This is a genomic window from Nocardia sp. NPDC003482 (genome assembly GCF_053588115.1).
In genome coordinates, this window is record NZ_JBSFPI010000003.1 from 179,590 (window position 1) to 198,750 (window position 19,161).

Annotated in this window: 23 protein-coding genes and 1 riboswitch; of the genes, 7 read left to right on the plus strand and 16 right to left on the minus strand. The window is 69.3% G+C overall.

Going from position 1 to position 19,161, the window contains the following annotated elements; translation table 11 throughout:
* The first annotated feature begins 44 nt into the window (after positions 1-44).
* Both ACWDSJ_RS06250 and ACWDSJ_RS06255 read left to right on the plus strand, forming a co-directional pair.
* On the plus strand, positions 45-476 hold the full coding sequence (locus ACWDSJ_RS06250; RefSeq protein ID WP_387362906.1) for a TIGR03667 family PPOX class F420-dependent oxidoreductase: 432 nt from the start codon (positions 45-47) through the stop codon (positions 474-476).
* A gap of 48 nt (positions 477-524) precedes the next feature.
* Entirely contained in the window at positions 525-1,466 is a 942-nt protein-coding gene (locus tag ACWDSJ_RS06255) for an RluA family pseudouridine synthase (RefSeq protein WP_450029646.1), read from the plus strand.
* Between the two features lie 7 nt (positions 1,467-1,473).
* On the opposite strand, the gene ACWDSJ_RS06260 is transcribed toward ACWDSJ_RS06255, so the two are convergent.
* The gene (locus ACWDSJ_RS06260; RefSeq protein WP_450029648.1) at positions 1,474-3,606 is read right to left on the minus strand and encodes an MMPL family transporter; all 2,133 of its coding nucleotides are present in this window, start codon (positions 3,604-3,606) and stop codon (positions 1,474-1,476) included.
* Between the two features lie 30 nt (positions 3,607-3,636).
* A complete protein-coding gene (locus tag ACWDSJ_RS06265) occupies positions 3,637-4,068 on the minus strand; it encodes an EXLDI protein (protein WP_450029650.1) in 432 nt (143 codons plus the stop codon).
* A 170-nt stretch (positions 4,069-4,238) separates the two neighbouring features.
* Between ACWDSJ_RS06265 and ACWDSJ_RS06270 the strand changes: the two genes are divergently transcribed.
* Positions 4,239-4,973 (plus strand): CPBP family intramembrane glutamic endopeptidase, encoded by a 735-nt coding sequence (locus tag ACWDSJ_RS06270; protein ID WP_450029652.1) that lies wholly within the window; start codon positions 4,239-4,241, stop codon positions 4,971-4,973.
* 182 nt (positions 4,974-5,155) lie between these two features.
* Entirely contained in the window at positions 5,156-6,949 is a 1,794-nt protein-coding gene (locus ACWDSJ_RS06275) for a hypothetical protein (protein ID WP_450029654.1), read from the plus strand.
* Positions 6,950-6,978: 29 nt separating this feature from the next.
* On the opposite strand, the gene ACWDSJ_RS06280 is transcribed toward ACWDSJ_RS06275, so the two are convergent.
* Together ACWDSJ_RS06280 and ACWDSJ_RS06285 are read right to left on the minus strand one after the other, a co-directional pair.
* Positions 6,979-7,662, minus strand: a complete 684-nt coding sequence (locus tag ACWDSJ_RS06280; protein WP_450029656.1) for an alpha/beta fold hydrolase — start codon at positions 7,660-7,662, stop codon at positions 6,979-6,981.
* Positions 7,659-8,750: a helix-turn-helix domain-containing protein gene (locus ACWDSJ_RS06285; RefSeq protein ID WP_450029658.1), complete on the minus strand. Its 1,092-nt coding sequence runs from the start codon at positions 8,748-8,750 to the stop codon at positions 7,659-7,661. The genes ACWDSJ_RS06280 and ACWDSJ_RS06285 overlap by 4 nt, the downstream gene beginning before the upstream one ends.
* 141 nt (positions 8,751-8,891) lie before the next feature.
* Here ACWDSJ_RS06285 and ACWDSJ_RS06290 point away from each other — a divergent pair, with 141 nt between their 5' ends.
* A complete protein-coding gene (locus tag ACWDSJ_RS06290) occupies positions 8,892-9,704 on the plus strand; it encodes an LLM class flavin-dependent oxidoreductase (protein WP_450029660.1) in 813 nt (270 codons plus the stop codon).
* A 141-nt stretch (positions 9,705-9,845) separates the two neighbouring features.
* On the opposite strand, the gene ACWDSJ_RS06295 is transcribed toward ACWDSJ_RS06290, so the two are convergent.
* The 4 genes from ACWDSJ_RS06295 to ACWDSJ_RS06310 all read right to left on the minus strand — a co-directional run bounded on the left by ACWDSJ_RS06295 (position 9,846) and on the right by ACWDSJ_RS06310 (position 12,183).
* The gene (locus ACWDSJ_RS06295; protein ID WP_450029662.1) at positions 9,846-10,259 is read right to left on the minus strand and encodes a hypothetical protein; all 414 of its coding nucleotides are present in this window, start codon (positions 10,257-10,259) and stop codon (positions 9,846-9,848) included.
* Between the two features lie 97 nt (positions 10,260-10,356).
* Positions 10,357-10,926 carry an EF-hand domain-containing protein gene (locus tag ACWDSJ_RS06300; protein ID WP_450029664.1) on the minus strand — a complete coding sequence of 190 codons (570 nt, stop codon included), beginning with the start codon at positions 10,924-10,926 and terminating at the stop codon, positions 10,357-10,359.
* Between the two features lie 96 nt (positions 10,927-11,022).
* Positions 11,023-11,967, minus strand: coding sequence for an erythromycin esterase family protein (locus ACWDSJ_RS06305; RefSeq protein WP_450029666.1), 945 nt, complete (start codon positions 11,965-11,967; stop codon positions 11,023-11,025).
* A gap of 48 nt (positions 11,968-12,015) precedes the next feature.
* Complete coding sequence (locus tag ACWDSJ_RS06310) at positions 12,016-12,183, minus strand: DUF4236 domain-containing protein (protein ID WP_387362930.1); 168 nt, start codon at positions 12,181-12,183, stop codon at positions 12,016-12,018.
* Positions 12,184-12,374: 191 nt separating this feature from the next.
* Here ACWDSJ_RS06310 and ACWDSJ_RS06315 point away from each other — a divergent pair, with 191 nt between their 5' ends.
* Together ACWDSJ_RS06315 and ACWDSJ_RS06320 are read left to right on the plus strand one after the other, a co-directional pair.
* Positions 12,375-12,893, plus strand: a complete 519-nt coding sequence (locus ACWDSJ_RS06315) for a hypothetical protein (protein WP_450029668.1) — start codon at positions 12,375-12,377, stop codon at positions 12,891-12,893.
* A 70-nt stretch (positions 12,894-12,963) separates the two neighbouring features.
* Positions 12,964-13,126: riboswitch (FMN riboswitch) on the plus strand.
* Positions 13,127-13,197: 71 nt separating this feature from the next.
* Positions 13,198-13,644, plus strand: coding sequence for a 6,7-dimethyl-8-ribityllumazine synthase (locus ACWDSJ_RS06320; protein WP_450029670.1), 447 nt, complete (start codon positions 13,198-13,200; stop codon positions 13,642-13,644).
* Between the two features lie 14 nt (positions 13,645-13,658).
* Here ACWDSJ_RS06320 and ACWDSJ_RS06325 read toward each other — a convergent pair whose 3' ends face one another.
* The 8 genes from ACWDSJ_RS06325 to rplP all read right to left on the minus strand — a co-directional run bounded on the left by ACWDSJ_RS06325 (position 13,659) and on the right by rplP (position 19,159).
* Positions 13,659-14,027, minus strand: a complete 369-nt coding sequence (locus tag ACWDSJ_RS06325; RefSeq protein ID WP_387362936.1) for a hypothetical protein — start codon at positions 14,025-14,027, stop codon at positions 13,659-13,661.
* 28 nt (positions 14,028-14,055) lie between these two features.
* Complete coding sequence (locus tag ACWDSJ_RS06330; protein WP_450029672.1) at positions 14,056-14,862, minus strand: DUF6585 family protein; 807 nt, start codon at positions 14,860-14,862, stop codon at positions 14,056-14,058.
* A 228-nt stretch (positions 14,863-15,090) separates the two neighbouring features.
* Complete coding sequence (locus ACWDSJ_RS06335; RefSeq protein WP_387362942.1) at positions 15,091-16,272, minus strand: MFS transporter; 1,182 nt, start codon at positions 16,270-16,272, stop codon at positions 15,091-15,093.
* 41 nt (positions 16,273-16,313) lie between these two features.
* Positions 16,314-17,360 (minus strand): NAD-dependent epimerase/dehydratase family protein, encoded by a 1,047-nt coding sequence (locus ACWDSJ_RS06340; RefSeq protein ID WP_450029675.1) that lies wholly within the window; start codon positions 17,358-17,360, stop codon positions 16,314-16,316.
* A 135-nt stretch (positions 17,361-17,495) separates the two neighbouring features.
* Positions 17,496-18,071, minus strand: coding sequence for a hypothetical protein (locus ACWDSJ_RS06345; RefSeq protein WP_450029677.1), 576 nt, complete (start codon positions 18,069-18,071; stop codon positions 17,496-17,498).
* Positions 18,072-18,210: 139 nt separating this feature from the next.
* Positions 18,211-18,507 carry a 30S ribosomal protein S17 gene (gene rpsQ / locus ACWDSJ_RS06350; RefSeq protein ID WP_387362957.1) on the minus strand — a complete coding sequence of 99 codons (297 nt, stop codon included), beginning with the start codon at positions 18,505-18,507 and terminating at the stop codon, positions 18,211-18,213.
* Positions 18,504-18,743, minus strand: coding sequence for a 50S ribosomal protein L29 (gene rpmC / locus ACWDSJ_RS06355; protein ID WP_062507077.1), 240 nt, complete (start codon positions 18,741-18,743; stop codon positions 18,504-18,506). The genes rpsQ and rpmC overlap by 4 nt, the downstream gene beginning before the upstream one ends.
* The gene (rplP, locus tag ACWDSJ_RS06360; protein WP_387362961.1) at positions 18,743-19,159 is read right to left on the minus strand and encodes a 50S ribosomal protein L16; all 417 of its coding nucleotides are present in this window, start codon (positions 19,157-19,159) and stop codon (positions 18,743-18,745) included. The genes rpmC and rplP overlap by 1 nt, the downstream gene beginning before the upstream one ends.
* Positions 19,160-19,161 lie beyond the last annotated feature (2 nt).

Genomic DNA, 19,161 nt, shown 5'->3' on the forward strand with positions numbered 1-19,161 from the left:
GGGTGTTGTCGGACGCGACGGCGTTCTTCTATCGAGGAGGCGATATGACGGGTTCGGCGGTCATCGACGAGGGAACCGAGTTCGGGGGGCGTGTCGTGGAGCGCCTCGGGAAGGAGGCGCTGGGGTGGCTGACCACCGTGGGGCCGAGCGGGACGCCGCAGCCCAACCCGGTGTGGTTCCTGTGGCACGGCGGCGAACTGCTGGTGTTCAGCCGTCCGGACCAGGCGAAGCTGCGCAATATCGCGGCGAACCCGCGGGTCGCCCTGAACTTGAACAGCGGCCCCGACGGCGGTGACATCGTCGTGCTGACGGGTGCGGCGCGGATCGATCCGAGCGGGGCCACCGCCGACGAAATCGACTCGTACACAAGCAAATACCGCGAGAACATGGACCGGCTGAAGTACACCCCAGAGGGCTTCTACGGTGACTACTCGACCTTGATCCGAATCGTCCCCGATCGGGTGCGCGGCTTCTGAAACGACCGGTAGCCGGATCGTGTTACCCGCCAGCTACTGTCGTAGGCGATGAGACGCAGGCAGCGGCCGCCGTTGGGTAAGCGGCACGGATTGGATCCCGCGCGGCTCCGGCTCCCCGAGGACGGCGCGTGGGTGACCATTCGCGACCATCTGGTGGAACGGCTGCCGCGGGTGCCCGCCGACCGGATCGATCAGCTGCTGGCCGAGGGCGCGATCGTCGATCTGGACGGTCCGATCGCGCCCGACGCGGCGTATGTGCCCGGTGGGGCGGTCTGGTTCCACCGGGATCTGCCCGTCGAGACCGAGGTGCCCTTCGAGATCACGATCGTCCATCGGGACGACGCGTTGCTGGTGGTCGACAAGCCGCACTTCCTGTCGACGATTCCGCGCGGGCAGCACATCCTCCAGACCGCGCTGGTGCGGTTGCGCCGCGAACTGGATCTGCCCGATCTGATCCCCGCGCACCGGCTCGACCGGGCCACGGCCGGACTCGTGCTGTTCGTCATCGATCCGGCCCGCCGGGGCGCGTACCAGACGCTGTTCCACAAGCGGCGGGTGCACAAGGAGTACGAGGCGATCGCGCGCTACGATCCGGAGCTCACCCTTCCGCGCACGATCCGCAGCCGAATCGTCAAGGAGCGCAACATCCTTCGCGCGTTCGAGGTGGACGGCGAACCCAACGCCGAGACGCGGGTCGAACTGCTCGAGCACCGCGACGGCCTCGGGCGGTATCGGCTGGTCCCGGCGACCGGGCGCACCCATCAGCTGCGCCTGCACATGAACGGACTCGGCATCCCGATTCTGGGGGACGACTTCTATCCCGAGATCACCGACCGCCCGGTCGACGACTTCACCCGGCCGCTCCAGTTGCTCGCGACCGCAATGGAATTCACCGATCCGATCACGCGCGAACCCCGTCGCTTCCGGACCACCCGCACCTTGCAGGCGTGGACCGACCCGCGGGGCTGGGCCGCGGGCCGGTCCGGGTGAGGGATCGTCAGACTTCGACCGAGGGCCGAATGTCGGTGTCCTCCTTGGGTTCCCGTACCGCGTCACCGTGGCCGGGCCACCAGGCGATGTGTCCGATCAGCGCGGTCAGCGCCGGGGTGAAGAACATCGCCATGACGAACGCGGCGATCGCGATGCCGACCGAGATGGCGAATCCCATCTGCGACAACACCGTATTGCCCGCGAGCATCATGGAGGCGAACGTGCCCGCCAGGATGACACCGGCCGCCGCGATGGTCGGACCGGTGTGCCGGACGGCCAGCGCCGCCGCCTGCCGGGGTTCGTTGCCCTCGCGGGCCTCCTCCCGCAACCGCGCCACCATGAGGATGTTGTAGTCGGTGCCGAGCGCGACCACGAACAGGTACATGATCAACGGAAGCGTGAAGATCAGCCCGGTCTGGCCCTGGAGATGCTGGAACACCAGCACCGCCGCGCCCAGCGTCGCGGCGAAGCCCAGGAACACCGAGAACATGAGGTACCACGGCGCGACCAGGCTGCGCAGCAACAGCGCCAGCACGATCATGATCAGGATCGCCGCCACGGGGAACACCACGGCGTAGTCGTGATTCATGGCGGCCTGGAAGTCGACGAACACCGACGTCAGACCACCCACGACGGCCGTGCTGCCCGGTGGCGCCGCCGCGTGCGCCGCGTCCCGCAGCGGACCCCGCACGGTGGCGAGGGCGGCGTCGGATTCCGGCGCAGACGCCAGGGTGACCTTGAAGTCGGCGACCGTCTTGTCCACGGACACAACGGGATCGGCGACCTGCCCGACGCCGTCGACGCGCAGCGCGTTGCGATAGGCCGTCAGCTGTTCGTCGGTCAGTGGACCGGGCGATTTCAGCAGCACATCGGAGGGCTGGGTGACGCCCGCGGGCAGGCCCTTGAGCAGATCCCTGCTGTACACCACCGATTCCGAGGCGTCGGAGGTCGATCCGGAGGTGAGATCGAAGGTCGGGTTGAAGCCGATCGCGATGGCGCCGAAGGCGATCAGCAGCAGGCCGGACACCCCCGCGAAGACCGCCGGACGCCGTCCGAGCGCGCCGCCGACGGCGCCGAACCGCGCCCCCTTCGGCTCGGACTTCCACGCCTTCGACGGCCAGAACACCTTGGTGCCCAACAGCGATACGATCGCCGGAACCAGCGTCAGCCCCGCCAGCAACGCCACCGCGACCGCGATCGCCAGCGCCGGACCCAGCGAGCGGAACATGCCGAGCGTGGACAGGATCAGCGCCATGAAGGCGATGATCACCGCGCCCGCCGCCGAGGTGATGGCCTCGCCGACCCGGCTCACCGCCGACACCATGGCCGTCTTCGGATCCTCGCCCGCCCGCAACCGTTCTCGATAGCGGAACATCAGGAACAGTATGTAATCGGTACCGACGCCGTAGAGCACGACGACGAGGATCGAGCTGACCGAACTGTCGATCTTCAGATCGAAACCCTTGCTGACCCAACCGATCAGGCCGTTGACCACACCGGTGACCGCGCCGATCACCACGATCGGCAACAGCGCGATGACCGGGCTGCGGAAGATCACCAGGAGCAGGGCCAGGATCAGCACGATCGTGGCGATGCCGATGATGGCCAGACCCTTGGTCGAGGACTCCTGCGCGTCGAGACCCTGCGCGGCCTGACCGGTGATGCCCGCCTTCAGATCGGTGCCGTCGACCTTGGGGTGCAAGGCCTTTCGCAATGCCTTGACCGCGTCGGCCTGGCGCGTGTCCCCGGCGCTGGTGATCTTCGTCATCTGCACCGCGGCGATCTGGATCAGGCGGTTCTCCGACGGCGGCGTCGCCTGGATCGCGGTGACGTCGGCCAGGTGGGCATCGCTCAGCTGGGTGGTGACGGCCGCGACGGTCGCGGCGTCGGCGTCGGTGAGCGGCGCGCCGTCGGACCGTTCGAAGACGATGATCGCCGCGGGCGCGGACACCTGCGGGAACGCCTTCTCCTGGAGCTGCGCCGCCTGGATCGACTCGTAATGCGAAGGCAGGAAGTCGGATTGGTCGGTGGTGGAGGTGAGCTTCGGCGCCGTGGCGACCACGGCGATGACGATCAGCACCCACAGACCGATGGTCTTCCACGGATGGCGGACGACCAAGCGGCCCAACCGTGCGAACATGTCGAAAGTTCCTTTCCCGTCGACCGGGTGTCAGATGTTCAGATCCTCGGTGTACGGGGTCTCCACCGCGGCGACGACCCGGCGATGCAGTTTCGCCGGGATGTGCTCGCGCAGTTCGTCGATCGAGTCGACGATCTCGACGGAGTAGTCCCCCCAGTCCGGCTCCTCGGGCCCGAGGCCGAACAAGTTGCGCCAATTCTTCCAGCTCGAACCCAGGTCCGCCACAACATTTTTGCGGTTCGGAAACTCGGCCCATTCGGCCATGTGGCGCTGCACGACGAACTTGCCGGTGCGGCTGCGGTAGACCTCGTGACTCTCGATACCGACCTTGGTGCAGTCGCGCGTCCGGGCCAGGAAGCGGCCCATGAAGCGTTTGCCGCGCAGGCCGTTGGGGCCGTCCTTGACGACGATCTCGCGCAACGCGTCCTCGAGCACGTTCGCGGGTTCCGATTCGGTGGTCATGACTTCTCCATTCGCGGATTGACTCCTGTGACGCACCCGGGTCCGCGCGTCGGGCTCGACGGCCGTCGCGCCCTGCGCTGACTATACGTAGACGTATACATATAGAGCAAGGGGTAGTTCGGCCCGACATGCCCGCGGCGCCCCGAGCGGATGAACGTAGACTTGCCGCGATGTCTCGAAGCGATAACGCCGACCCGCCCCGACGCCTGCACGCCTGGCTCGACGTGGCCGTCGTTGTCGTCGTGCTGGCCGGGACGAATCTGATCGCGCACTTCACCTCGGCGTGGGCGAACGTCGTCACGGTGCCGCTCGCGGCGATCGCCCTGGTGGGCCTGATGCGGCGACGTGGACTCGGCTGGGCCGAACTCGGGCTCTCGCCGCGGCACTGGCGGCGCGGGACGGTGTACGCGCTCGGCTCGGTCGGCATCGTGCTGGCGGCCGTCGGCGTCGGCGCGCTGCTGCCGATCACGCGGCCGTTCTTTCTGGCCGATCGATATGCCACGGTGTCGGGCGCGCTGGTCGCCTCGATGATCGTCATTCCGTTGCAGACCGCCATTCCGGAGGAATTGGCGTTTCGCGGCGTGTTGCACGGCGCGCTCGACCGCGCGTCGGGGGTGCGGGGCGTATTCGCCGCCGGTTCACTGCTTTTCGGGCTCTGGCACATCGCCTCGTCGCTCGGTTTGACCAGCGGCAATCGCGGATTGAGCGGCATTCTCGGCGGCGGGGTGGCCGGGCAGGTCGCGGGCATCGGCCTCGCCGTGGTCGCGACGGCCGCGGCGGGGGCCGTGTTCACCTGGTTGCGGCGTCGCAGCGGCAGTCTGCTCGCGCCGATCGCGCTGCACTGGTCGCTCAACGGCGCCGGCGCGTTGGCCGCCGCGCTGGCGTGGCATGTCGCATTTCGCTGATCCCGAAAGTCGCCGGTAGCGGGGCGTTTTCGGGCGCGTCACCGAACTGGTGTTCGGATCGAGCATTGACCACGGACAGGTCACGGATTACTCTCACCTCGATCACACATACGTTCGAGTGATCGCCCTCAGGCATTGCACCACGCGGAAACGCACACCACCCCGCCGAGCGGAGCGAGGCCATGAAAGACGAGTCCGGCACTTCCGAGATCGCGGCGTTGGCGCAGCGCGTGGCGACCGCGCGCGGCAAACTGCCGCTGCAGAGCGACCCCGCGCTGTTCGACGAGCTGTCCGAGGCGGAACTCGCCGCGGAACGCGAACTGGCCGAATGGATTCGGGCCCAGCGCCGCCGCCAGCGCCGCCGGGCCGTCGCGGCCGAGCTGACCGCCGAGAAGCGGGACCGGCGCGTCGCGCTGTCGGTGCGCCGCGCCGAGGACGCCGACCTGCGCTGGCATCGTCGCGCGCTGGCGGCCCGCCGTCGCGTGTCGAGCCCGGACGCCCGTCTGGCCCAGCTGTATCGCCGCGCCGAATGGTCCTCGCGCGCCCTGATCGGCGTGGTCGTGCTCGGGATGCTGTGGGCCGGGGTGAACGTGCAGCACAACCTCGTGCCCAGCGGCGATATGCGCGACCCGCTGTACTGGCTCAGCTACGGCTTCGAGGCGATGATCTCGATCCCGATCATCACCATCATGGTCGTGGCCACGACGGCCGCGCGCTGGGGACGCGAAATCGCCCGGGGCAAGGTGGTTTTCCTGGAGGCGGCCCTGCTCGGCGTCACCATCGCGTTGAACGCGGGGCCGCATCTGGTTTCGCATGCACCCGCTCGTGCCGCGGAGGCCGCCGTCGCTCCCGTGATGGTGGGCGTGGTGATCTGGCTGCACGCGTGGGTGTCGGCGCGGTACGCGCAGTTGATCGACGCGGTGCCCCTCGAGGATCGGGACGCGGAGTCGACGGTCGTCACCAGTGAGCGGGCGGATGTGGCGGACGGATTCGGCTCGGCCGGGCTCGCCCTCACGTCGGGATACGCCACCGGTGGCCGGGAGCTCGGGGAGGGGTACGCGGACGTCTTCCCCGGGCCGTATCGCGCGCCCGAGCCCGTGGTGGAGTACAACCCGGAGCATCGGGAAGCGGCCGAGACGACGGGGCGGAACGGCCACGCGCATACCGAGATTCGGACGTCGGTCGCCGGGGCGGAGCCGAATTCGGCCGCGTCGCACGGCCGTAACGGTCACGCGCACCCGTCGGAGCCGAGCGAGCCCGTCCTCCGCAACGGCCACCGAATTCCGAACGACCAGAACCCGACTCCCGCGAGAAACGGCTCGCACAACGGGCACCCGGTGCTGTACCCCCTCGGTGCCGAGCCGGGCGGGGACGTGGCGCCGAAACACACTGCGGCGGAACAGATTTCCGAGCGCGACGATTCGGACCGGCCGGACGCGAACGACGCGACACCCCCTCCGGGCAGCACGGGAAAAGACCGGGCGCCCAAGGAGAATCGACCCACGAGTAAGCGAACAGCCGGGGCCGAACATCCTTACACCCGGCGCCCCCTCCCCGCCCCGGAACCCGAGACGGGCAGGTCCCGCACCCACGAGGCGATCGACCGCGCGACCCAGCTCGTCCTCGACGACGCCCCCCTCGACCCGCCCTCGCCCCGCCGCGCCTACCCCGTCGCGGCCCCCGCCCCCGTCGCAGTGAACCCCGACGACGAGATCGACCCCGAACCTCCGACCGAGGACGACACCGACTACGCCGCCGAAATAGACGACGTGGAGGTGTGGGCCGTGGCTCGCGAGATCTCCGAACGCGGCCTGTCCAAACTCCCCGTCGAGCAGCTCGCCGAAATCCTCACCCTCGCCGACGAATCCTGGACCCCCGTAGCCATCGGCGCCAACATCGGCCTCCCCGGCTCCCGAATCCTCGGCATCCTCGACGCGGCCCGCAAAATCCGCCGCCCCTATGCCATTTCGGGCTGAGCGAGCGACCCGGCGGGGCGCGGCCGCGATCAGACCGCGGCGGCGGCGGTGCGGATGAGGTTCGCGACGACGTCCGGGCGGGAGACGTAGATGGCGTGGCTGCCGGGGGTTTCGGTGATGGTGGCGCCGATGCGTTCGGCCATCGACAGTTGGGCGGCGGGCGGGATCATTCTGTCCTCGGTGACGTGCAGGTACCAGCTGGGCTTGCCGCGCCAGGCGGGGTCGGTGATCGCTCCGCCGAGCGCGTCGAGACCCCAGGGGACCTGGGCGTCGGCCAGGAACGCGGCGTCCTGCGCGGTGAGGTCGCCCGAGAAGGAGTCGTGGAACTTGGTTCGGTCCAGGAACAGGTAGCCGTCGACGGGCGGCAGGATCGGGGGCTGCGGGCCGTCCTGCGGGAAGGTGGCGAGGAGGCTGTTCACCGATTCGTCCTTGTCGGGGGCGAAGGCGGTGATGTACACCAGGGCACCGACCTTGGGGTGGGTGCCGGATTCGGTGATGACCGCGCCGCCGTAGGAGTGCCCGACGAGGACCGCGTCGCCGTCGACGCCGTCGAGGATCCGACGGGTGGTCGCGGCGTCGTCGGCGAGGGATGTGGTGGCGTTCTGGACCACGCGCACGCTGAAGCCGTCGCGAGTGAGTTCGTCGTAGACGCCGCGCCACCCGGCGCCGTCCACGAAACCACCGTGGACGAGCACGATCGTCGGTTTGCTCATGGCAACCTCCTCGTCGGCAGGGCGGCGGGATTCGCGCACCCGGAACTGCCGGTCACATCGTCGGTGATCAGGGGTGGTTCCGGCGCGGACGTCCGCGCACTCGATGGGGACGAGAGCGCATCATCGCCTTCCGGGCGGCGGGCGTGCCCACGCCGCAGTGCGCCGGGGCTGATTCCGTAGGTCGCGCGGAAGACCCGATGGAATCCGCTGATATCGCCGAAGCCGTTGCGATGCGCGAGCGTCGCGATGCTCAGGTGCGCCCACCGGCGTTCGAGCAGTTCGGCGCGCACCCGCGTCAGACGGCGACGGCGAATGTACAGCGCGACCGACTCGTTCTCCGCCTGGAACAGCTTGTGCAGGTATCGCGTCGAGATGTGCGCCGCCGCGGCGATGTCGTTGGGCGACAACGCCGGGTCCGAAAGATGTTGCTCGATATAGGCTTTGACGCGCGTCGTCAGACTCCGCTGCGCGGCATCGGCGTGCCGGACCTCGCCGGGTTCGGCGAGCAGGCAGACCGCCAGATCGGTGGTGCGGGCCAGGATCTCCTCGGACCGGGACTCCGGCACGTCGGCACCGTGCCGGACGAGGTCGAGCACGAATCTGCCGACCACTGCGGACAATCCGTGCCGCCCGGACAGCACCCGCCCGCTGACGCCGCGGCGCTCGCCCTCGCCGAGCGGCACCGCGTCCGAGGGCACCGACAGCACCGATACCGACCACGGGCGGTAGAACGTCCAGGTGAACGGCCGCGAGTTCTCGTAGACGACGAAATCGCCCGGCATCAGCTCGGCGATCCGACCGTCCTGCTCCAGGGACGCGGCACCCTCGGTCAGGACGGCGATCTGGAAGTACGCCGCGTCCGATCGCCGGATGCACCGCGGCGTCCGCCGATGGATGTGCGGGCTCGCGGTCAGCTCGGCGAACAGCATCCGGCCGCGGACCGTCCCGGTCAGCCGCGCCATCGGGTCCGGGGAAAGGTCCCAGCCCTCCAGGTTCACCGGCGCGAAGGTGTCACCGAGGACGTGATGCCAATAGCCCTCCAACTCGGAGGGTTCGACCTCGTCGGTCGCCGCGGAGATATCGGGCACAGCCCCCATCCTCCCCGCCGCCGCGCCGACGATGTCGAAATCGGGACGAATTCGTCTCGCCCGCAATGGGTTCGGCCGAGCGTGCCGCCGGGTGCGGAGTGTCGGCCGATTCGACGCCGGTCGGCGCTCTACGCTGGGCCGATGCGCCTAGGGGTGTATCTGCCGCCGTTCGGGGAACTGGCCGATCCGCGGGTGCTGGCCGATCTCGCGGCCGCGGCCGAGTCGGCGGGTTTCGACGGGGTCTTCGTCTGGGACCACGTGGTCCGGCCGCGGCATCCGGGGTTGCCGGTGTGCGATGCGTGGATCGCCTCGGCGGCGATCGCGGCCGCGACCCGCACGGTGCGGTTCGGGCCGCGCGTGACGCCGTTGTCGCGGCGGCGGCCGCACGAGGTGGCACGGCAATCCGTGGCCCTGGACCAGCTCGGTGGAGGACGCTTCGTCCTCGGCGTCGGGTTGGGGTCGAACAACGGCGGTGAGCTCACCGCGCTGGGCGAGGAGGCCGATCCGCGGGCGCGGGCGCGGCTGCTCGACGAGAGCCTCGAGGTGATCACCGCCCTGTGGCAGGGCGGGGTGGTCGAGCACCGCGGTCCGCACTTCCGGGTGGACGGGTTGAGTTTCCTGCCCCGCCCGGTACAGGTTCCGCGCATTCCGATCTGGGTGGCGACGCAGTCGCTGCACCGCGCGCCGCTGCGGCGGGCGGCCCGATTCGACGGGTGCTGCCCGGAGGCGTCACCCGCCGATCTGACCGCGATGCTCGACATCATCGCCGAATTCCGGAGCGGCCTCGACGGTTTCGAGGTCGCGGTCGCGGGCACCGCCGACCGCGACCCGGACGAGTACCGCGCCGCCGGAGCGACCTGGTGGCTGGTGCAGATGCCGGAGATCAGCACCCGTTCCGAGGCCGCGGCGGTGATCCGCGACGCGGCGGCCCGTCTGATCGGCACCGGCCGGTGATCCGCGACGCGGCGGCTCGCCTGATCGGCACCGGCCGGTGATCCGCGACGCGGCCACCCGCCTGATCGGCACCGGCCGGTGATCCGCGACGCGGCCACCCGCCTGATCGGCACCGGCCGGTGATGCCGCGAGCGCAAGGCGTCAGCTGATGGTGGTGCCCGACCAGCCGAAGCTAAAGCTGTGCCCCTTCGAGGTGCAGTACAACGCACCCCGGCCGCCGCCGGTGCAACTGGCCCCGCCGTTGGTGAGGGTGCCCGAAATCTGTGGGCTGCCAGCGATTCCGTGAGGGCCGGTGAGGCCGAACGTGGGATGCGCGGGCAGGAACGGCAGATCGATCGCGAGATCGGGAACCTGGATCCCGTACAAATTGGTGCCACCGGGGATATCGCACCCCACATCGCCATTGGCGTGTATCGAACAGTTCGAACCGGCGTAGCTGAAGTACACGGTGTCGTTGTCCACGGCCTGCGCGGGAGCCGCGCCCGCGACCGCGCCGCCCGCCATGGTGAGTGCCGCGGCGAAAAGCGCCGATCCGGCGAGATATTTGATCTTCACCCGATCGAGTCAATCAAAGATTCTTCCGGATAGCATCTTTCGACGCAGGCGCGCCAATCCTCCAGCGCGCCCGCGAGATCCGCCGCCCGGCGGCCGTTCAGCCCAGCCCGAAATTCGGGCGCCCCATCCACCAATTGCCCGGGGCGTCCGGGTCGGGATTGGACCAGTAGTCGATCACCGCTCGGCGGAACTCCTCCGGGGACAGGCGGCCGTCCCCGTCGGTATCGAGGTGGGTGAATGCCTCGTGGATCTCGGCCTCGCTGAGGTTGGGGAAGTGGCCGCGTTGGAAGGCCAGGAATTCGGCGGGGTCCACGGTGCCGTCGGCATCGGTGTCGGCGATGGCGAGGAAGGCGTCGGCCAGGGCGCCCACGGTGGCGTCGGCGGCGGCCGGGTCGTCGGCGAGGCCGCGGGTGGAGGTGACGAACTGCTCCTTGGTGATCGCGGTGCCGCCGTCGGGAATATGGGGCAGGTGCAGGTCGCGCCAGATCGCCACGTACGCATCGATAATGCTGCGTTCGGCGTCGGAGCCGGGCGGATGTCCCAGCCCGGCGGCGGCGCGCTGGCCGTAGAGGACGTGGTCGTGCTCGGTCAGCCGACCGTCGCCGTCCACATCCAGATGATCGAATCCGTGGCTGATCTTCGCTGCGAGAAAATCGGGTACCGACATGACACACCTCCGCGGCAGGCCGGGTCGACGCGACCCGGATCGGGTGGAACCACACAGATGTTGCTCAGCGTCCCCAATGGTAGGGATCGAACGACTTCAGGAACCGAGAAGTCGCGCGGGCGTTACCAGTTGGTTGTGCACGACCACGTCGAACCATTCGGCGACCGTGCCGCCGGACAGGTGGTAGGAGGCGTCCTCGGCCGGATCATATTCGGGACCGATGAGCCGGGTCTTCGCCGGTCGATCCAGCCAGGACCGCACGTCGTCGCCGGCCGCGCGCAGATCCAGCAGGAAGGCGTCGGCCCCGCCGAGCGAGGCTTCGGCGAAATCCGCTGGCGGCGAGGGGAATTCGTAGGCCATGGAGGTCCCGTGGTCGAAGGTGAGCCCCACCGAGAGGTAGCCCGGCCCGAAATGCCGCCGCAGATACCCGCCCGCGTTGCGGTGCGTCACCCACCGACCCGCGAAGCGGACGGTGCGCGCCGCCGCGGCGGCCGTGTGTGCCGTCCCGCCCCAGTAGACGATCCTGTCCCCGGTGTTCTCGTGCCACCGGATCACGTTGTCCGCCAACATCCGTTCGATCTCCTCGAGCCCGCCCGTCCCCGGCCCGACGTACCGATCGGGCTCCGGGTGGGCGATCCGCACGGGATCCGCCGGATGTCGCCGATTGTGGTCCCGCAGCCGGACGAGGACCTCGAGAAGCTCCTCGGTGCGCCAGAAGCTCCGCGCGTGCGCCAGCAAGGCGCGCGGGTCGCCGCTCCCGTCACGCACATACGCGTCGGCCGCGGCGCTGACGGCGTCGTCGCCCTCGAGGACGACGGCACGGAAACCCTTGCGCTCCACCAGATATCGGACGAGCCGATGCGCCACGGCGGACAACTCGCGCGTATCCCGCGTCGCGGCGCCGAGCGCCACCACGCTCGCCTCCCCCACCATCTCGCCGAACGGTCCCAGATCGGTGAGCGCCGCCGCCGGGTCGAGCGTGCGCAGCGGATGAGCTTCCCGCTCGACCCAGGAGCCGACGGCGGTGCTGAACGTTGTCATGCGGCCAGCCTGCTACCTGAACCGAAGTTCAGGTCAAGGCCGCCGGATTCAGCGCTGCCGCCAGCTCAACGGCCCCGGCAGGTCGACGCTGTTCTTCCGGCTGCGCGAATTCCACGACCACGGCCCGATCTTGATGCCCCACGAGGACAGACCCGACCGCGTGAAGTTGAACTTCAGCGGCCCGAAGGATTTACGTTGACGGAAATTGATGGGCATGACGACCTCCTAGAACTCGTTCCCTGGATAACCGGCGGGCACGACGCTAATCCTGTGCGCGCGTGACACGGGCCACCGCCAGTCCTGGCACGACCTTGCCATTGCTAGCAAGACATTGCGCCGCAGCGGTTTTCGATAATCCTCGGCTCGGCCGCTAGGCTTTCGTCCGAGGGCCGTGAGGGAGGATTCGCATGTTCACGCGGGCGAAAATCTGTGCCGGAGTGGTGTTTTGCGTACTCGCCGTCGCGCCGTTCGGCGGTGTGGCGCAGGCGGAGCCGAGCGGGGGCAGCGGGTGCGGCAACGGCGATCTCACCTGGGCGGTGGACCAGCCGATCAATATGATTCCGCGACAGGTCACCTTCACCACGGCGGGGGTGCTGCGGGACTGCGTGGGGCTCGACGGGATCGGCGGGGCCACGGTGGCGGGGGTGCACGAGTCGGTGTCGAGTTGCCTGCGGCCCGCGAAGGGTCCGCTGACGTTCACCATCTACTGGTCGGACGGGGAGACCAGTACCGTGCGCGGGGAGTGGCCGGTGGGGATCGTGCAGCCGACCGTCGGCGAACTCGATGTCATCGACGGGCTGGGGGCCGGACGCCGGGTGCGGATCGTGGCGGACTACAACGTGCTGACGCCGGAGATGATCGGGGGCTGCCTCGGCGCGGGCGTGCTGTCGGGCACCGGGAAGGTGATCACCGTCGCCTTCGTCTGACGGTGATTTCGCTCGCGGGTGCGCGAATTCATTGCCTGCCGCCCGCGGGCGTTGTTAAGGTCCGCTGCGTACACGTTCTCAGGGCGGGGTGGAATTCCCCACCGGCGGTGATGGCATTCGGGCAGGTCCGGGTGTCCGAGCCCGCGAGCGCCACGGCCGCGAGGTCGTGGGTCGAGCAGATTCCGGTGCGAATCCGGAGCCGACGGTCACAGTCCGGATGGAAGAGAACGCGGGACCGGGGCGGTCGTGCGCGGCCGCTCGGCGTTCGCGTTGCCCTGGGTGACACCGCGAACATGGAGGAACTATGTCACCCACGTCCCACCGCATCGCCCTCGTCGCCGCGCGCTGGCACGCCGACATCGTCGACAAGGCCGTCGCCGCCGCCCGAGCCCGGCTCGCCGAGCACGGCTACCCCGAGGTCGAGGTGATCGAGGTGCCCGGCGCCTTCGAAATCCCGTTGCGGATCAAGCGATTGGCGACCAGCGGGCGGTACGCCGCCCTCGCCGGCTGCGCCCTGGTGGTCGACGGCGGCATCTACCGCCACGACTTCGTCGCCTCGACGGTCGTGGACGCGCTCATGCGCGTCCAACTCGACACCGATGTCCCGGTGTTCTCGGCCGTGCTCACCCCCCACCACTTCCACGAACACGGCGAGCACCTCACCTACTTCGCCCGCCACTTCGAGATCAAGGGCACCGAACTCGCCGACGCCATCGCGGCCACCCTCGACGCGCCCGTGGGCGTGAGTTAGCGGCCCACCCTGAGTCAGCGCGGGAACTCGGGTTCCGGGGTCGCGGGGGGTGGGAGGACCGAGCCGGGGAAGCTGGTGCAGGCGTGCAGTTCGTAGGTGAAGATGCCCGCCCGCACGCCCGGGTCGGCGTCCAGGAGTTCGCGGGCGCGGTCGAGGCCGACGGTCAGGATCGCCGCCCCGGCCATGGACGAATCGTCGCGGATCGGACAGATGATCGGCATGATGCCGTCCAGTTGCAGCGACATATTGCGGCGGCCGTGCTCCCAGATGATCGGAAACGCCTGTTGCGCATCGAAATCCGGCGCCTTCCGCAGCAGCACGAGGGTGTACGGCGCGGCCTGCGCGATCCGCGTGCGCATCATCTCGTCGCTGACGTCGGCCATCGGTCCTCCCGCGGTTGTCGAAAACGCCTCAGGCGCTGAGGTTCTCGTCCTCGTCGGTGTCCTGGTCGGCCTCGGCCGGGGCGGCATCGAGGGCGATCTGGTCGGTGGCGGCGGCCATCCGCAGACGTTCGGCGACCTCGTTGAAGATGTAGAAGTTGGGGATCGTGCCCACCGGGGCCAGCGAGATCCAGTGGCCGTCGCATTTGAGGCGGACCATGCCGTCGCGGGCGTCGATGGTCTGCACCCGTTCCCACGCGTAGGCGACGCCCTGGTAACCGATGTCGTCCAGGCTCACCGTGATCTCCCCGAAATCGACCGTGCGGCCCGCGTCGATGGCGGCGACCACGCGCGGCAATTGCGTTGCGGTGACGGCGGATTGGATGTGCGGACCCCATTCCCGCGCGTTCGCGAACAGCTGTTCGTCGAATTCGGCGTGCGCCCCGCCCGGTCCGGTGACGGTGAACGAATAATCGGTGGCCGCGGCGTCGGCGGGGCGGAAGGGGATCACCAGCTGCCGGATCTGGACGGTCTCCCAACGGAACGCGACGATCTCCTGGCCCGAGAAGTACACGGTCATGCCGTGGTCGAACAGGTCCAGCCGGGCGCCGCGGCGGCGTCTGTTGTGCTGGCCGCGCAGGCCGAGGGCCGACAGCGGCACCAGAGCCAGCACGGCGACCGCCGCACTGCCGACGAGGGATCCCGCCGTCGCGCAGATGACGCCGACGACGAGCAGTCCGCCCGCCACCAGCGCACAGCCGCGCACGACCGTGTCGTTGCTGATGGGAGCGGGCTGGAACGTCTGCCGATGTGCGCCCAGCCGCTCGTACTCGGACATGAGGTGGATGAGCTGTGTCAGGGGCACCGGTCGCCGGCCATCGGTTCCCCCGTCGCCGCGCTCCAGCGTGCTCGGGGTGGTGGTCAATATCCCTCCAATAGGCGGTTTCTCCGCGCGAAGCGTATTCCACCGGGTCGCATCGTGCTACCGGTATGCGCATTCGACGCGCCGAAAGTTCGAACTCCCGACCGGCGAAATTCTCACACGAAACAAAACGCCTGGCGAAATTCAGCGCACCGGAGCGTACTCCCGCGCCGACGGCCGCGCGCCCAGACCCGCCACCATCGCCAATCCGGCGCCCGCGCCGAGGCCGAGCACGCCCGCCGCCCCGAATCCCGCCGCCGAACCCCCGGCGTCGATCGCCAACCCGGCCATGCTGCTGCCGATGCCGGTGCCCAGCGTCATCGCCGCCCCGTGCCAGCCGATCGCCTCGCCGCGCCCGCCCTCGGGCACGATCCGGCTGAGCTGGTCGACGGAGGCGGTAATCGTTGGCGCGCACAGCAGTCCGGCCACCAGCCCGGCGACGGCCAGCGGGAACGGACCGTTCGCGAGGGCCATCGGCAGCGTCACCGCGCCGAGCCCGGCCAGCAGCAGGAACGTCGAGATCGACCGCCGCATCGCGCCGTACACCAAACCGCCCACCAGCGAACCGAATCCCCACACCGCCATCACCACGCCCAGCCAACGCTGCGCCCCGAATTCCCGGATCGCGGAGACGAAGGTGAGTTCGGCGGCGGCGAGCACCGCCACCGCCGCGGTCGCGCCCAGGCAGACGGCGACGAATTCGACGCGGAACCAGTGCCGCCGGAGCACCACCGACGATCCGTCGCCGGATTCGCCGCGCAGGGGCGGATTCCACCACCACATCAGCGCGCCCGCCAGGATCATCGACCACTCCACGCCGAACAGCACCGTCCCGGTCGAGCCGACCGTGGTGGCCGCGACGCTGATGACGGGCCCGATCATGAACGCCGCCTCCACCGACACCGACTCGAGGGCCAGCGCGGCCTGCCGGGTGCGTTCGGTGGTCGCCGCGATCACGGCCTGCCGCACCACCCCGAAGACGGGGATATCGAAAAGCCCTGCCGCGGCGGCCAATACGAGCAACGGGACATAGGAGACGAACGGGGCGATCGACCAGCAGACCGCGCCGACGACGAGCGAGGGCGCGAGGGTACGGCGCAGGCCCAGGCGATCCAGCATCCGTCCCCGCCACGGACCGCTCGCGGCCGTGCACAGGGTCACGACCGTGGCGAGCGCGCCCGCCTGCGCGTAGGAGCCGTGCAGTGTCTGCACGACGTGCAGGGCCAGCAGGACGGTGGCGGCGAAGAACGGGATGCGCACGAGCACGCCCAGCAGCAGCACGTTGCGCACCGCCGCGGCGCTCAAAACCTCTCGGTACGACCGCATTCCATCGAGCCTGACAGGTGCGCCGTCGGCGCGCCACGGAATTATCGGGCGACCGCGGCGGCGTGCACCAGGTCGTGGGCGAACAGGCTGCGGGCGGTGTCGAGCAGGGTGTCCTCGGTGGAACGCGGTGTCCAGCCGAGGGTTTCGCGTGCCTTGACATTGCTCGCGCGGCGGACCCGGCCCAGGTTCGGACCGAGTTCGGCCATGCCGGGGACCATCTTGGCAGCGGCCTTGACCATCCACAGCGGCAGCTGTTTGGTGGGGACGCGGTCGGCGTCGGGGCCGAGCCGGTCGCGCAGCAGCGCGGCGATATCGGGCATGGCGATGACGTCCCCCGCGGCGGCGATGAAGCGTTCGCCCGCGGCGGCCGGGTGGGTCATGGCACGCAGGTGCAGATCGGCGACGTCGCGCACGTCGACCACGGCGAAGGTGAGCGGCAGCAAGGCGGGCGCGGTGCCGTCGAGCAGTTTCAGGATGAGCGGGATGGTCGTCGAAAAGCGCGGTCCCAGAACGGGTCCGAAGATGCCGACCGGATTGATCACCGACAGTTCGAGACCGCCCTCGCGGGCGACGAAATCCCAGGCGGCGCGCTCGGCGAGGGTCTTGGACCGGACGAACGGCGCGAGCGCGGGCTCGTCGAGATTCGTCCATTGTTCCTCGGTGAAGGGGCGTTTCGTATCCGGGTGGCCGTAGGCGATGGCGCCGAAGGAGGAGGTGACCACGACGCGGCGGACCCCGGCGGCCCGGGCCGCGCGCAGCACCCGCAGGGTGCCGTCGCGCGCGGGGACGAGCACCTCGTTCTCGTCGGCCACCTGGCCCGCGGGTACCGGCGAGGCGACGTGCAGGACGTAGTCGCACCCGTCGACGGCCTCGGCCCAGCCCCCGTCCCCGGTCAGATCGGCCGGAACGACCTCGACCGCGTACGGGTCGGCGGCCCCCGCGGCCCCCACCTGTTCCCGAATCCGTTGCGCCGCAGCATTGTCCCGCGCGGTCGTCCGCACGCGATACCCCGCGCCTTGCGCCTGGGCGATACACCGGGTGGCCAGAAAGCCGGTCCCACCGGTCACGAGCACTGTTTCATCCGCCATACCATCGCCATCCGTTTCGTATCGGGGTCACAGGTATTCAGAAAGCGCACAACTCGGAAAGAACTCGGCGCAGTCTAGCGGACGATCCCTTTGGCCCAGAGCAACTACCTCTTGTCCCTGAGCGAAGCGAAGGGCCTACCGAGATGGGTTGCAGAACCCGCAGATTCCGCTAGCGGGCAGCTGCACGAAACACTCCCCGCACATCCGCGCCCGAGCCGGTTCGGCCTTCGGCTCCACGCGCTCGACGCTCAACCCACGCTTGGCCGCGACCTTCGGCGTCAACGGCGGAACCCCAACGGGCACATCGGTCCCATGCGCCGCGTAGCACTGCCACCGCGCGTACGCGGCATGCAATTCGATGTCCTCCGGCACCGGCAGCCCCGCCAACTCGAGCACATACCGATAACTGTCGGTGACGGTGTGGTTGGGCCGCACGCACAACGCCGTCAACGGCGGCTCCCCCGCCGCATGGCACCGCCGCGCGACCTTCCGCAACACGGCGTCCACCCACGTCCGCGTGGGCGCCCCGGTCCGCACCCCCGACATCTCCTGCACCTGCGCGCCGAGATCGTTGATGGTCACGAAATGCCCGTAACCCTTTGCGGTTTCGACGAGCACCCCGTGCGCGGCCAACGCCCACGCCACCGTCGCGTCCCGAAACGAAACCGCCGCCCCATCATCCACCCGCCAGGCCGCGGGAGAAGCCGTCACTGCCCCATTCATAGCCCGCCTACGGTAGCGAATCGAGGGGGCGACCCGCCAGTCGGCGCGCGGCGTGTCGGCCCCACGACGAAGGCCCGCTCCCCCGAAAGGGAAGCGGGCCTTCGTGTTTCGAGCCTCGGAGAACGGCCTACTTGGCCTTCTCCAGGACCTCCACCAGCCGCCAGCGCTTGGTGGCGGAGAGGGGGCGGGTCTCCATGAGTTGGACGCGGTCGCCGACGCCGGCGATCTCGTTCTCGTCGTGGGCCTTCACCTTGGAGGTGGTGCGGATGATCTTGCCGTAGAGCGGGTGCTTCACCCGGTCCTCGAGCTCGACCACGATGGTCTTGTTCATCTTGTCCGAGACCACGTAGCCGATCCGCACCTTGCGGCTGCCGCGCTCGATTTCCTTGGCCGGCGTCTTGGCCGGACCCTTGGCATCACTCATGCCGCGTCTCCCTTGTCCGCCGGGGCCGAGGCCAGGCCGAGCTCGCGCTCACGCATGACCGTGTAGATACGAGCGATCTCGTGACGGACCACACGCAGGCGACGGTTGTTCTGCAACTGGCCCGTCGCCATCTGGAAGCGCAGGTTGAACAGCTCTTCCTTCGATTCACGCAGGCGGGCGACGAGCTCCTCCTCGGTGAGCTCGCGCAGGTCTGCGGCCGGAGTTCCGGTAGCCATCAGAACTGCTCCTCCCTCGTCACGATCCTGCACTTCATCGGGAGCTTGTGCATCGCGCGGCGCAGGGCCTCGCGCGCGGTCTCCTCGTTCGGGTACGACATTTCGAACATCACGCGACCGGGCTTGACGTTCGCGATCCACCACTCCGGCGAACCCTTACCCGAACCCATGCGGGTCTCGGCGGGCTTCTTGGTGAGCGGCCGATCCGGGTAGATGTTGATCCAGATCTTGCCGCCACGGCGGATGTGGCGGGTCATCGCGATACGCGCCGACTCGATCTGCCGGTTGGTGACGTAGCCCGGCTCCAACGCCTGAATGCCGAACTCGCCGAACGACACCGAGGTGCCGCCCTTGGCCATACCGGAACGGCCGGGGTGATGCTGCTTGCGGTGCTTGACCTTGCGAGGCATCAGCATGG